The sequence below is a fragment of the Lysinibacillus sp. FSL L8-0312 genome, assembly GCF_038003285.1.
Lineage (GTDB): Bacteria > Bacillota > Bacilli > Bacillales_A > Planococcaceae > Lysinibacillus > Lysinibacillus fusiformis_D.
Genome location: NZ_JBBOOV010000001.1, coordinates 2,419,259 through 2,433,180, shown reverse-complemented (window position 1 = coordinate 2,433,180; position 13,922 = coordinate 2,419,259). Strand labels below are relative to the sequence as shown.

The 13,922-nt window shown below is 37.4% G+C and carries 14 protein-coding genes; 10 read left to right on the top strand and 4 right to left on the bottom strand.

Going from position 1 to position 13,922, the window contains the following annotated elements:
• Positions 1 to 94: 94 nt before the first annotated feature.
• The 4 genes from MHI22_RS12285 to MHI22_RS12270 all read left to right on the top strand — a co-directional run bounded on the left by MHI22_RS12285 (position 95) and on the right by MHI22_RS12270 (position 3,915).
• Entirely contained in the window at positions 95 to 1,237 is a 1,143-nt protein-coding gene (locus MHI22_RS12285) for a DUF445 domain-containing protein (RefSeq protein WP_036118576.1), read from the top strand.
• 15 nt (positions 1,238 to 1,252) lie between these two features.
• Positions 1,253 to 1,600: a YlbF family regulator gene (locus tag MHI22_RS12280; RefSeq protein ID WP_141904889.1), complete on the top strand. Its 348-nt coding sequence runs from the start codon at positions 1,253 to 1,255 to the stop codon at positions 1,598 to 1,600.
• 147 nt (positions 1,601 to 1,747) lie between these two features.
• The gene (locus MHI22_RS12275; protein WP_058843244.1) at positions 1,748 to 2,410 is read left to right on the top strand and encodes a ribonuclease H family protein; all 663 of its coding nucleotides are present in this window, start codon (positions 1,748 to 1,750) and stop codon (positions 2,408 to 2,410) included.
• A 593-nt stretch (positions 2,411 to 3,003) separates the two neighbouring features.
• The gene (locus MHI22_RS12270; protein ID WP_101966583.1) at positions 3,004 to 3,915 is read left to right on the top strand and encodes a copper amine oxidase N-terminal domain-containing protein; all 912 of its coding nucleotides are present in this window, start codon (positions 3,004 to 3,006) and stop codon (positions 3,913 to 3,915) included.
• A 257-nt stretch (positions 3,916 to 4,172) separates the two neighbouring features.
• Here the strand turns inward: MHI22_RS12270 and MHI22_RS12265 are convergent, their stop codons facing one another.
• Positions 4,173 to 4,568, bottom strand: coding sequence for a hypothetical protein (locus tag MHI22_RS12265; protein WP_036118100.1), 396 nt, complete (start codon positions 4,566 to 4,568; stop codon positions 4,173 to 4,175).
• Positions 4,569 to 4,741: 173 nt separating this feature from the next.
• Here MHI22_RS12265 and MHI22_RS12260 point away from each other — a divergent pair, with 173 nt between their 5' ends.
• A complete protein-coding gene (locus MHI22_RS12260; protein ID WP_101966582.1) occupies positions 4,742 to 6,247 on the top strand; it encodes a coproporphyrinogen III oxidase in 1,506 nt (501 codons plus the stop codon).
• Positions 6,248 to 6,269: 22 nt separating this feature from the next.
• Here the strand turns inward: MHI22_RS12260 and MHI22_RS12255 are convergent, their stop codons facing one another.
• Positions 6,270 to 7,367 (bottom strand): CdaR family transcriptional regulator, encoded by a 1,098-nt coding sequence (locus MHI22_RS12255; protein ID WP_340812103.1) that lies wholly within the window; start codon positions 7,365 to 7,367, stop codon positions 6,270 to 6,272.
• 164 nt (positions 7,368 to 7,531) lie between these two features.
• On the opposite strand from MHI22_RS12255, the gene MHI22_RS12250 reads away from it, so the two are divergent.
• The 5 genes from MHI22_RS12250 to MHI22_RS12230 all read left to right on the top strand — a co-directional run bounded on the left by MHI22_RS12250 (position 7,532) and on the right by MHI22_RS12230 (position 12,433).
• On the top strand, positions 7,532 to 8,671 hold the full coding sequence (locus MHI22_RS12250; RefSeq protein ID WP_036118091.1) for a glycerate kinase: 1,140 nt from the start codon (positions 7,532 to 7,534) through the stop codon (positions 8,669 to 8,671).
• A complete protein-coding gene (locus tag MHI22_RS12245) occupies positions 8,672 to 10,018 on the top strand; it encodes a GntP family permease (protein ID WP_340812100.1) in 1,347 nt (448 codons plus the stop codon).
• 69 nt (positions 10,019 to 10,087) lie between these two features.
• Positions 10,088 to 11,278 (top strand): MBL fold metallo-hydrolase, encoded by a 1,191-nt coding sequence (locus MHI22_RS12240; protein ID WP_340812099.1) that lies wholly within the window; start codon positions 10,088 to 10,090, stop codon positions 11,276 to 11,278.
• Positions 11,265 to 11,513 carry a DUF3006 domain-containing protein gene (locus tag MHI22_RS12235; RefSeq protein WP_340812097.1) on the top strand — a complete coding sequence of 83 codons (249 nt, stop codon included), beginning with the start codon at positions 11,265 to 11,267 and terminating at the stop codon, positions 11,511 to 11,513. The genes MHI22_RS12240 and MHI22_RS12235 overlap by 14 nt, the downstream gene beginning before the upstream one ends.
• 131 nt (positions 11,514 to 11,644) lie before the next feature.
• Positions 11,645 to 12,433, top strand: coding sequence for an HAD family hydrolase (locus MHI22_RS12230; RefSeq protein WP_036118079.1), 789 nt, complete (start codon positions 11,645 to 11,647; stop codon positions 12,431 to 12,433).
• 43 nt (positions 12,434 to 12,476) lie between these two features.
• On the opposite strand, the gene MHI22_RS12225 is transcribed toward MHI22_RS12230, so the two are convergent.
• Both MHI22_RS12225 and MHI22_RS12220 read right to left on the bottom strand, forming a co-directional pair.
• Positions 12,477 to 13,400, bottom strand: a complete 924-nt coding sequence (locus MHI22_RS12225) for a hypothetical protein (protein ID WP_340809440.1) — start codon at positions 13,398 to 13,400, stop codon at positions 12,477 to 12,479.
• Positions 13,390 to 13,893 (bottom strand): RNA polymerase sigma factor, encoded by a 504-nt coding sequence (locus MHI22_RS12220; RefSeq protein ID WP_230593750.1) that lies wholly within the window; start codon positions 13,891 to 13,893, stop codon positions 13,390 to 13,392. The genes MHI22_RS12225 and MHI22_RS12220 overlap by 11 nt, the downstream gene beginning before the upstream one ends.
• Positions 13,894 to 13,922: the final 29 nt, after the last annotated feature.

Below are 13,922 nucleotides of genomic sequence, written 5' to 3'. Positions count from 1 at the left end.
ATTTCTTTCGTAGAAAATCATTGCTCTGCTATAATGAGTGCAGAAGGCGACAAAATACGCCAATCGTGAATACAATTGAAATGAGAGGATACTAATGGATAATTTTATCGTGACATTACTTTTTATGGCAATTATTGGGGCGGCAATTGGTGGCGTAACAAATCATCTGGCCATTAAAATGCTTTTTCGTCCACATAAAGCAATATATATTAAAAACTGGCGATTACCGTTTACGCCAGGTCTTATTCCAAAACGACGTGATGAATTAGCAAAACAGCTTGGTCTCACAGTAGTAAATTACTTATTAACGCCTGAAACATTTAGAAAGAAATTTTTCTCAAAAGATATTCAGGACAAAGTAGAACAATTTGTGCAAGCAAAGGTTGAAGAGACAGTCTTTACAAACGATAAAACCATTCAGGATTGGCTAAACTTAGCAGGATTTTCACAACTGTCAGCTACCATTGAGCAGAAGGTTGAAGCGATAGTTGAGGGACAATTTTCGGCAGTAAAGAATACACTATCAACAAAATCAATTCGTTCTCTGCTATCTGATGATATTCAAAATACGATTGATGCTAAAATTCCTGTAGCGGTTCATCATATTTTAGAAAAAGGTGAGGATTACTTTTTATCACCAGAAGGCGAAATGACAATCAAGGCGATGATTGATGATTTTTTATCATCAAAAGGCTCTCTTGGTGGCATGATCAATATGTTTTTAGGTGATTCCTCCTCACTTGTTGGTAAAGTTCAACGTGAGCTTGTGAAGTTTTTACAAGCGCCAGGAACGTCAACATTACTAACAAAAATATTTACACAGGAATTGGAAAAATTAAAAGATCGACCAGCAATGGACTTTTTACAAGACGTTCAATTTGAACCAATTTTATCGAAATTACAAGTGTACGTGAAAGAGCAATTAGCAATCGCTGAACGTTTAAATCAACCGATTTCTTATTACTGGCCTGAAGGAAATGAGTGGGCGAAGTATACGGTGATTCCACAAGCTATAGAAAAAGCTTTTGTGAAAGCTGAGGAAAAACTTGAGGATGTACTAAAACGTTTAAACTTACAAGAGGTTGTTAGAGAGCAGGTAGACTCTTTCCCAGTAGAAAAATTAGAGGAGCTTGTATTAGGTATTTCAAAACGTGAGTTTAAAATGATTACCGTATTAGGTGCAGTTCTTGGTGGATTGATTGGGATTGTGCAAGGTTTAATTGTTTACTTTATTTAAAAGGAGAATGTATGAATGATTAATATTTATAATGACATTAATGCGTTAGAGGCAACTTTTCGGAAGATTCCTGAGTTTGAAGCTTTAAAAGCTGCAGTTGAAGTTGTAAAGAATGATGAAGAGGCATTAAATGTCTTTAAAAACTTCCGTAAAATCCAAATTGATTTACAGAAAAAACAATTAGCAGGTGAGGATATACTGGAAGATGAGCTTGTCTATGCACAAAAAGCAGCACAGCTTGCACAGCAAAATGAAAAAATCTCAACGATGCTTGAGGCAGAAATGAAGTTAAGTAAAGTAATCGAAGAAGTGAATCGCATTTTAATAAAACCTATTCAAGGTTTATACGAAGGAATTCAATAAATAAAAATGTGATAAATCGCAATTTAAAAAGGAATAATTGTCCTCGGAATTGCACATATAACAAGTAAGAAGAAAACGTGTATCCGCAAGTGGTCGGTACACGTTTTTACTTTATGTATAAGTCAGGGAGTATCGGAGGTTATGATTATGCATGTCATCATTGAATGGACTTATAAAACACCAAAAGGAGCAACAACTGTTTTACGTTCAGCTGAAATGCCTGCTGCTCAAGCATTATTACTAGCAGAGGATATGGAAAGAACGGGAAGAGTAAAATCGTTACATTGCATAGATCGGCAAGATACCAATTGGTCACTGAAAGAGCTAAAAGCCTATTTAAAGGAAATAGAGACGGAGCCGCATAATATTACTGTCTATTTTGATGGTGGGTTTGACCTTGGGACAAGGCAGGCAGGGTTAGGATGTGCCATTTATTATGAACAAAATGGTAAACCTTTCCGATTAAGAAAAAATGCCTTTTCGTCTGAACTAAAATCAAACAATGAAGCAGAGTATGCGGCACTTTATTTAGGTTTAGTGGAGCTGGAATTGTTAAATGTTCACCATTTGCCTGTGAAAATTATAGGAGATTCGCAAGTAGTCATCAATCAGTTAAATGGGGAATGGCCTGCTTTAGAAAAGGAGTTAGCAAGCTGGGCAGATAAAATCGATGCCAAGCTAGAGCAGTTTAACATTCAACCGGAATATCAGCTGGTCTCCCGTAAAGATAATGCTGAAGCGGATCGTCTTGCTACACAAGCGTTAAATGGTATAAATATTACGGGCTTGAGAGAGATTGTAAAAGACTAACGAAGAAGAGGAGGCAGTAGTGACTGTTACCTCTTCATAGTGTTGAAAAACAAAACCATCCATAGAATTTTTGCAAAAGGTGAACATGGATTTCCGTTGCAGGCTACTTGCTTTCCTGTGGGTGAGCGGGAGTGAAGTAGCCTTCCACTTCAATTCATAAAAATGTTTCTTATTAGTAAAGGTTTTGAAATAAAGTGAAGTATTCACTTTAGCAAAGGTTTTCAAATAAAGTTAAGGTATTCACTACTCTTTCTGGAGGGGGTGTCACTCATCGCTTCTCCACATTGACAATAAGAGACTATCCTTTCTCTACTCATAAAAAATAATGAGTTATTTTCACTACGGCTCGTATGAAAGATAAGGAAAGGACACTTTTGTACATGGTTGATTGGAGTGAACGCAGTGAGTGAAGCTTGCTCATCGAATGCCCCCTGGAAAGAACACTGGCAGAACGGACATCAACCATCGCCTTTCAAAATGACTGTTTCTGCTGATGACATCACCTTTTTTCATAAATTTCTCTGCTTATGATGAAACTTTTCCCATTTTAAAACTACTACTCCTTTGAACTCAAACAATAAGGAGAGATTTTTATGAACATGAAAAAGATAGCACCAGTGGCAATGACTGCATTATTATTTGGAAGTGCCATGGTGCCAGTAGCTTCAGCAAATGAGCAGCATGCTACAGAAGCAGAAGTACCACAAATTCAAATAGATCCAGTACACATTTTCAATAATACGCGTGGTACTGTGGAAGATGTTCGTGTTGGAGAAAACATTACATACTACACTGTAAAAGACGGCGAGCAAATAAATGTATTAGAAATGACGAAAGATACTCTTGTGTTTGACAATACAGGTAAGAAAGTGGATCTTCAAAAAGGAGATAAAGTAATCGCTTATACATTTGCCAACAAGCCTCAAAAATATATTTATCCACCACAATTCAATCCTGAGGTTGTCATTGTAGAATCAGAAGAAGTTGGCTTTGTTGAAGTTGATTATTTCTTTGAGGATTTAACGAATACGTATGATATGTTAAAACTAAATATCGGTAATGAAACAGAGCTATTAAATGCAAAAAGTGAAAAAGTAGAGGCTAAAGATTTAACAGAGAAGCACCTAGTTGTTTTCTATACAGCCTCTACTAAAAGTATTCCAGCACAAACAACACCATCTAAAGTGATTGTACTGGATGATTATCCCGCAACTACGACGAATCCAGTAAATGAAGAAATTGATAAAATTATCACATCAGACTCTTACGAAGTAGCTGGTACAAAAATGGTGCCATTACGTATAATTGCTGAAAAGCTTGGCTTCAAAGTGGACTCAACTGGTAAAGGGGCTATTCTTACAAAGGGAAATATGTCTTACACATTGACGCGTGGAGAAACAACATTTGGCTATAATAAAGCATTACGCACACTAAAAGTAGCACCAACACTGAAAGACACAAAAACCTATGTACCGGTTGAATTTGTTGAAGAATATTTAAAATAAAAGATTAAAGATCATATCAATAGCTGAAAAAGTCTTTTTGACCAAGGCAAAAGGTTGATTTTCGCTCCGCCAACGTCCTTTCCATGGACGTCCGACTCTGGGAGGATAGCGAGACGGCGAAACTGATTTTGTTCGGCGTAAAAGCAGGCAAGTAAGTGGCCTAAAACGAAAAGCCTTTTTCGAAAGTTTATTGTTTGTTTTTTAACACTAGGAGAGTATGCCGAAAGTTTTTGGCATACTCTTTTCATTTGTGGTCATTATGCTATTGCTATGGGATAGTAGTTTTTCAAGGAAGCATAGGTAGGATACCTTTTTGCAAATTGTTGAAGACATTGCTTAAAAGACACTGTATTCATAAAATTTTTGGCTAATGTCATTTCATCTGAATACAGTAAAAATTGCTGGGAGTGTTGTTGAATAAATTCTCTTGCTTTTTCATAGTGCTCATTGATAGAGATGGCACCATAAATGTCTTGTTGGTTGATTATATAGATAAAATCACAAAGAACATGATGTGTGCCATATCTAAATAAAACCGTTACATATAATGTTTTTTCATCACAACGTTCTAAGTCAAACTGGTGAAATGTTATTTCTATTTGATGTATAAAGCGAGAAATGTCTATTCGGTTGCTATTTTTTAAAATAAACACTATCAACACCACCTTTTTAAAAATTATAATGATAAAGAAATAGTTTGTCTATTTCAAAACAGAATATTCTGTTATTTTAGGATTGTAATTGTTACTTTGCTTAAAGACATAGAAATTTGTTAAACTTAAATCTGCACTATATCTGGAATAAGAAAAGAAGAGAGCGAAATAAGATGAAAATTATTCACATAGATCAAAAATATCCTGAGGATTGGATAAGGGTATTAAATCATATAGCGAATTTATTTTTTGAGGACTCCAAGCTGAAGGTAGAACCAGAGGGAGCAGATATGTCTGCATCATTTGATTATCAGACTGGGGACGATTTTTCCATTTCTACAAAAGCCGTATTGACTGTAGATGGGCAGCAATATACAAATGAATATAGCATTCAATATGAATCAGCAGCGACTGATCGTGAGCTAAATATTCGTATGAAACGTGCATTATCACATGTATTTTTAAATGTGCTTGAGCAGCATACGAGGATGCATCAGCAATGGGGGATTTTAACAGGTGTGCGCCCAACAAAGCTTTATCATAAATTTAGAAAAGGAGGGAAAAGTGAACAAGAGATTGCTGATCTTTTGATTCGAGATTTCCGTTTATCAGAGGACAAGGTGGCACTATTAAAGGAAATTGTGGAACGACAATTAGTAACCATTCCTGATATAGATGAGATTGGGCAAGAGATTAGTGTTTATATTGGCATTCCATTCTGTCCGACGAAGTGCGCGTATTGTACTTTCCCAGCCTATGCGATTGGTAGTAACCGTAAGCAAGGTCGTGTGGCAACCTTTTTAGATGGCTTGCATATTGAGTTGCGCGAAATGGGCAAATGGTTAAAGGACAATAATATGAAAATCACCTCTATCTATTGGGGCGGCGGCACACCAACTTCAATTGAGGCAGATGAAATGGACGCCTTATATCAAACAATGTATGAGTCTTTCCCGAATCCCGAAACAATTCGAGAGGTGACTGTTGAAGCCGGCAGACCAGATACAATCACACCTGAAAAATTAGAGGTACTAAAAAAATGGGGCATTGATCGTATTAGCGTTAACCCGCAATCATATACAGATGAAACATTAAAAGCAATTGGTCGTCATCATACGGTTCAGGAAACCATTGATAAATTTTGGCTTGCACGAGAATCAGGTATGAACAATATTAATATGGATCTCATTATTGGATTACCGAATGAAGGGGTAGACGAGTTCCAGCATTCTTTAGAAGAATCTGCTAAGATGCAGCCAGAATCATTAACGGTTCATACGCTATCATTTAAACGAGCGTCAGAGATGACACGTAATAAGGATAAATACAAAGTAGCGGATCGCGATACAGTGGCCGAAATGATGGAAATGGCACAGGTTTGGACTAAAGAAAATGACTATGTTCCATATTATTTATACCGTCAAAAAAATATTTTAGGTAATTTAGAAAATGTCGGCTATAGTAAGGCTGGTGAAGAAAGTATCTACAATATTGTGATTATGGAAGAGGTGCAGACAATCTTAGGGATTGGCTGTGGAGCATCCTCTAAATTTGTTCATCCTGAGACAGGAAGAATTACGCAATTCCACAATCCGAAAGATCCAGCAGCCTATATTATGACCTTTGAAGAGGCTATTGGGAAAAAAATAGAGTTTTTAGATGAATTATATAAAGCATAAAGGTAAAGGCAATCTGCGTTGTTCAGGTTGCCTTCATTATTTGTAGTGTTCGCAATGTACAGGCCATTTTTAAAATAACGGCATCCTCGAAATATTGTGGGTCATAGCCTGTCATTTCTCTTATTTTATTTAATCGGTAGGAAAGCGTATGACGATGAATAGCCAGTTGTTGTGCACAAAGCTTTAATTGTAAATTACAGTCAAAAAATGATTGTAATGTTTCCAACTGTTTAGCGTCCATATTTTTCAGTATACGATGATGAAATGCTTGTACTTCTTCTGATTCTCGAGGCTTAAAAAGAGAAAATAACTCGACATCTTCAAAAAAGGTTAATTCATTCTGGACTGTTGCAAATTCTAGGGCTGTTCTAGCGCCTTGGTAGCTATAGGGAAGCTGTGATACATGTTGCACAACAGGACCAACACCTATTTGAAGAGAAGGCAGCTTCTGTTTCTGTTTGCGTAGCGCTTTGATAATGGGACGACAACTCTGTTCTTCACAATTTGTCAGCAGAATATAGTATTCTTGCAATTGGCTATGGCCGGCAAGAATAGGCTGTTTATAAAATAAATCCTCAAAAAAGAGGGGAATTGAATTTTCTACGTAAGATGTCTCATTAAAGCTCACTAAAATCACTTGAAAGGGAGCTTTTAGAGCAAAGGGTAATTTTTGAATTCGTTCATTTAAGGCTGCATCTAACTTACTACCATGAACAAGTGCTTCAAATATATAATCATTATTTTTTCGTTGCCATTCACTTTTAGATTCAACAATGGCTTGGTGTGTCATAATTTCTGTTGTGAGTTGTACAAGATTGGCAATTTCAAACATATCCTCAGACTTTCCTGTGATGCCAATAACCCCTACTACTTCATCCTGATACATGATTGGCATATTAATGCCTGGTTTTGTGTTCGGATACTGCTCGATATTTTCTTCGTTAATAATTAATGTCTCTTTTGTTTGTGTCACATGAAGGGCACCTTCATGAATATTTTCCACCCTCATTTTATCGCCAGAGGCTAAAATCACGCCACTTGGGCTAATGACGTTAATATTGTGGCGCAAACGTAGCATCGTTTGATGTACGATTTCTTCTGCTAATTTTTTCGTCAACATGTTTATACACCTCGCATAAAAAACAGCCTGTTATAGGACAGTTAAATTATACACCCATTATAATGTTTTCTGAATTTATTGTCATTATAATAAATTGTAAGCGCTTAACTTAGGATATGAAAATTTACGTAAATGTCAATGGACGACATAAGTGGAGGTATAGCATGAAGGTCATCATTAGTCCAGATTCCTACAAGGGTACTCTGTCAGCAGTTGAAGTAGCAAAATCAATGCAGGAAGGAATCCTGGATGCGGATCAATCGATTGAAACAATCGTATTACCAGTTGCAGATGGGGGAGAAGGCACGCTACAATCACTGATTGCCTCTACAGAAGGTCAATATTTTTCTGTAAACGTCCTAGATCCATTGGGAAGGGCAATTCAGGCTCAATATGGAGTGTTGGGGGATCAAGTAACATGTGTTATAGAAATGGCCCAAGCATCTGGCATTATGCTGCTACAAGATAATGAGAAAAATCCAGAGCTAGCTACATCTTATGGCACTGGCCAGTTAATTAAAGCCGCACTCGATCAAGGCTATAGAAAGTTTATTATCGGCATTGGTGGAAGTGCCACGAATGATGCTGGGATTGGAATGTTACAGGCATTAGGCGTTCGATTAATGACGGAGGATGGTTCAGAGCTAGAGGCTGGAGTTTCTAATTTAGTGAAATTAAATGTTATAGATATTAGCCAGCTAGATGCTAGATTAGCCGAGGCGACATTTACAATAGCCTGTGATGTTGATAATCCGCTCATTGGTGAACGAGGGGCAACAGCCATTTTTGGTCCACAAAAAGGTGTCCGAAAACAGCAGATTGCCGAATTTGATCGCTGTTTAAAGCATTTTGCAGATATTGTTGAAGCCCAATTTTCCATTCGGCTGCATGATTATAAAGGTGCGGGAGCTGCTGGGGGAATGGGTGGTGCTTTAATCGCATTTTTAAATGGAACATTTTATGCAGGGATTGATATTGTATTAGATGCTGTACAGCTTCAGGCACATTTAGTAGAGGCACAGTTTGTGATAACAGGAGAAGGTAAATCCGATCTACAAACATTACATGGTAAGGCACCATTGGGTGTGGCAAAGGCTGCTAGACTTGCTAAGGTAGAGGCATTGTTATTATCAGGAGGAATCGATGGAAAGGCAAAAGCAGCTCTGCAAGAGTATTTTTCAGTTGTCGAATCTTTAGTAGATGAGGAGACTAGTGTGCAGCAGGCGATGCAAGATCCTACTCACTATATTCGCTTAAAAACTAAGAGATTGATTGAGCGTACCATACAAAAGGGGGATGACTAGATGTTGTTCATCATTATTTTAATAGGGGTATTATTTGTTGTACTGGGGACGGCTAAGTTAAAGCTTCACCCGTTTTTAGCGCTATTAATTAGTGCTTTCTTTGTTGGAATGGCATCAGGGATGCCATTATTATCAGTCGTTGATAGCATTAATACTGGATTTGGTGGCTTGATGACAAGCATTGGCTTAGTTATTATCGCTGGTACGATTATAGGCTTAATATTAGAAAAGTCAGGTGCTGCCTATCGAATGGCGGAAGTCGTGTTAAGAATTGTAGGGCCAAAGCGTCCTCAATTAGCGATGTCTTTAATTGGCTATATCGTGTCCATTCCAGTGTTTTGTGATTCAGGCTTTATTATTTTATCCAGCTTACAAAAATCATTGGCAAAGCGAGCAAATGTCACAATTGCTTCAATGGCAGTAGCTTTAGCAACAGGCTTATTTGCTACACATGTATTAGTGCCACCAACTCCAGGACCTATTGCAGCAGCAGGGAATATTGGTGCTGCGGATTATTTAGGAACGGTCATTGTCATTGGTTTATTAGTAGCGATACCAGCGACATTTGTAGGTTATCTATGGTCGGTGAAAGTGGCGACAAAGATTCGAGTACCCGAAGATGAGGTAGAGGCATTAGATTATGAGGAAGTGATTAAATCTTTTGGCAAAATGCCGTCAACATTTAAAGCCTTTTTGCCAATCGTTTTACCAATTGTGTTAATTGGTCTAGGTTCTATAGCAGCATTAGTTGGTGATACAGAATCGACATTCAATACAATCTTTAAATTTTTAGGTTCACCAACAGTAGCTTTATTTTTAGGTGTAGCATCGGCATTTTTATTATTACCTGAAATTAGTGAAACGACATTAACGGGCTGGATTGGTGAAAGCTTAAAAGAAGCGGCTCCTATTTTACTTATTACAGGAGCTGGCGGTTCATTTGGAACTGTTATTAAAAATGCTGGTGTTGGAGAAATGCTTCAGGAAATGGATTTAGGCATGTTTGCATCAGGTACATTATTCCTTCTTGTGCCATTTATTGTAGCAGCAGCATTGAAAACAGCTCAAGGTTCTTCCACAACGGCACTTGTGATCACCTCTACTTTAGTAGCGCCAATGCTTGTAACATTAGGAATTGAGGGAGCGGTACCGTTAGCATTAGTGGTGATGGCAATTGGTGCTGGAGCAATGACAGTTAGTCATGTGAACGACAGCTTTTTCTGGGTAATTACACAGTATAGTGGCATGGAAGTCACACAGGCCTATAAAGCACAAACGGTCGCAACTTTATTGCAGGGTCTTGTCACAATTACAATTACGATGATTTTATGGTGGATATTCGTTTAAAGAAGAAGGAGAGCGGCCCATGGCTAGCTCTCTTTTTGTATAATAGAAAAAGAGAAAGGAAGTTAGTTGATGAAAAAGATAATAGTATTGCTCCTTTGTATTTTTTTAATAGCAGGCTGTACTGAGGCAATCAAGCCAGAGAAAATGGCTGTAACGGCTGGTCATGATATGCGCGTTCATTTTATTGATGTGGGTCAAGGGGATTCTATATTGATTGAATCACCAAATGGTAAAACAATGCTTGTGGATGGAGGAGTGAAAGGTGCAGGGCAGCAGATTGTCTCTTATTTAAAGGAACTTGGAGTGAGCAAGCTCGATGTAGTTGTAGCGACACACCCAGATGCAGATCATATTGGCGGTCTCATTCCTGTGTTAAATTCACTTACGATTGAGCAATTTTATGATTCGGGTAAAGTACATACATCCCAAACCTTTGAAGAAATGCTGACACTAATTGATGAAAAAAATATCCCTTATTATGTGCCAAAAACAGGTGAAACTATTGAGTTTGATAAGGATGTAACTGTGAAAGTATTGAATGCGAATGAGCAGGCATCAGATAATAATGATGCTTCCATTGTTTTAAAAATGACTTATAGCAATGTCTCTTTTTTATTAACAGGAGATGCTGAAGTAGCATTAGAAAAAGAAATGCTGCAGTATGATGTAACAGCAACTGTTCTGAAGGCAGGGCATCATGGCTCTAACACAAGTAGCTCACAGGAATTCATTCGGGCTGTAAAACCAGAAGTCACGATATTAAGTTACGGGGAAGATAATAAATATGGCCATCCACATGCAGAAGTAGTAGATCGTTTGCAGGCTATTGGTAGTAAAATCTATGCCACAGCGGATTTAGGAACGATTACGGTATCCACAGATGGGGTAAACTATATAGTGAATGGGAAGGAAACTTCTAAAGTGGAAACTAGCAAAAAAACTACCGAAATAGAAGTATCCGCTCCAGCTATTGAGATCGTCAGCAAGGATTTAGTTACTGAAATTGTAGGCATTAAAAATAATGGACAACAAGCTGTTTCTTTAAAGGATTGGCAGCTTGTTTCAATTGAAGGGAATCAAGTGTTTAATTTTCCAAATCTCACTTTACAGCCAGGGAAAATAATTTATATTACAAGTGGAGCTAATGCAAGAGAAGGGCAAAATTATTTGAAATGGACAACTAAACAGATTTGGTTAAATGATGGAGATGCTGCGCAATTACGCAATGAGAAAGGGGAACTTGTCAGTGAGCTCGAGTAAATACACATTAGACCGTATTGAAGATGGCTATGCGATTTTCTTAATGTTTCCAAAGGAAGAGGAACAACTCATTATTTCACAGTCAGCCATGAACAAGCCAGTGCAAGTAGGTGATCGTGTGCAGATAGAAGAAAAAGATGGCATTTACTATATTGAAATTTTACAAGATGAAACACAACAAAAAAGAGCAGACATTCAAAGTTTAATGAACCGTTTGCGTAATAAACATAATTAATAAATGACAAGCTGTGAAGATTTGACGCACAGCTTGTTTTTAGATAGAGGAATTGTACATAATTTGTTATCCTAAATATTTTGAAAATATGCTAAAATAGTAGTATTAATCGTGAGCTAGGAGCGGACAAAATGTCGATAAATACAATTATTTTTGATTTAGATGATACATTACTATGGGATAAAAAATCGGTCAAAACAGCATTTGAAAAAACATGTGACTATGCTGCAACAGTACATCATGTGAACCCTGCTGAGCTAGAGGAAGCGGTTCGTCGAGAGGCACGTGCTTTATATGAAGGTTATGAAACATATGATTATACCGTTTTAATTGGTATTAATCCGTTTGAAGGTCTTTGGGGAACTTTTGATGACGCTACAGATTCTTTCAAAAAAATGAAAGAAATTGTTCCTAGTTATCGTGCAGCGGCTTGGACAAAAGGGTTAGCTGCTCTTGGTATTGAGGATACAGCGTTTGGAGCCGAGCTAGGAGAGCGCTTTGTAGCCGAGCGTAAAGTAGCGCCATTTTTATACGAAGATACTTTTGCGGTGTTAGATGAATTAAAAGGAAAATATCAGCTTGTCTTGCTAACAAATGGTGCACCAAGTCTGCAAAACTTAAAACTAGAAATCACTCCAGAAATTGCCCCCTATTTTGATCACATTATTATTTCGGGAGACTTTGGTAAAGGGAAGCCGGATGCGTCCATTTTTGAATATGTTATGGAAAAAGTAGGAATTACCGCTGATGAGGCCATTATGGTTGGCGATAATTTGAATACCGATATTTTAGGCTCATCACGTGTGGGTATGCGCAATGTATGGATTAATCGTGAAAACCATATTGCTGATGGTGCTGTGATACCTTCCTATGAGGTAGACTCTTTGACAGCATTGATGGAGCTTGTAAATAAGCTATAATATAAAAATGTACTGATCCCTCATGGAGTCAGTACATTTTTTGTTAAAAATAGACATTTAGTCCAAGATATAAACATGTAAAAGCTATAGCTATACAAAGCTGGACAAGAGCGCTAGCTATTAAGTAACCCTGAGGTTCACCAGCCTTTTTACGATAATAGATTTGCATAAAGGAGTAGAGTGAGAAAAGGCCATAAATAATTACTGCATGAATAGTATGGTGTACAAGATAGATAACAAATGAAATACCTCCAAACAACACGAGCATGATGGCATTGGCAATGGCATGCTCAACTGTCGCAGCAAAAAAGCGACGTTCTGTATAAGGCATTCTTTTTTTAGCAATCCACAGTATGAAATGCATAAGTAGGATGAAAATGTTCCCAATAATAAGTTTCGTCGACCGCTTCTCATCATAAAAATAGCGTAGTGAGTCAAATGACTCTTCAATCAGAAAGGCTTGCTGTGTTTCAACATTGAAGAAAATCTTGTTATTGAGTACCTTCCATTTCTCTTGTGTACGGTCATTATAGAGAATCAAAATATCATAGATAGTACCACTTTTCCACTGACTAGCGGATATTGTTACAGGAGAAGCGTTGTCCCAATTTTGTTGTAGCTGTGTGATAGCCTTTGCATGAGCATAGCATTGCTGAGGAACATAAAGGCAAGAATCCTGTGCTATAAAGGTTTCCTTGTTCATATTCTCCTTTAAATAGATTCGTTGGATTGCTTTGGAGGAATCCATTGTTGTAGGAGAATTAGTAGGACTTTGAACAAAAGATAATAGTAATATAGAAAGAACTACTATAAATAGCAATGACACAGAAGGAATTTTCCATCTATTTTTAGTCTTTTGTTTATTAATTACTGAGGGCTCTGTCATATTGCGTAATAATTTTTTTTGCTGCTGATCAGATAACATTAAATCATCTAAGTGTTGCCATGTCTTCTTATCATTCTTCATCCATCTCACCTCCTAACTGTTTTTTTAATGCGATGAGTGCTCGTTTTAATGTGTTTTTTACTTTTCCCTCATTCCAGCCAAGGATAGTGCAGGTTTCCTCGATGGATAGTCCCTCTATTTTGCGCAGAATGATTACATCACGATAGGTGATTTTTAGTTTACGAATAGCAAGATATAGCATCTTGGCATCTTCTTGTTGCATCAGCCATTGATGAGGAGAAGGTGACGCTTGTTCTTCATGCTGTTGTAAAAAAGGGACAAACTGAATTATCCTTTTTCGACGATAATGATCATAGGCAAGGTTACGTGCAGTGCACCGCAACCAAGCGAGATCGGCTCCTTCTTTTATTGTTTGGTGATGTTTCAAATAACGGACAAAGGTTTCCTGTGTATAATCCTCCGCTAATTTTTCATCATTTAGTAAGTAATATAAGTATTTAAAAATGGTGTGGTTATGTAAGTAAAATATTTCTTCTATCTTCAAGCTGTACACCTCCTTTTCTTTAAAGACGAAGAACCCTT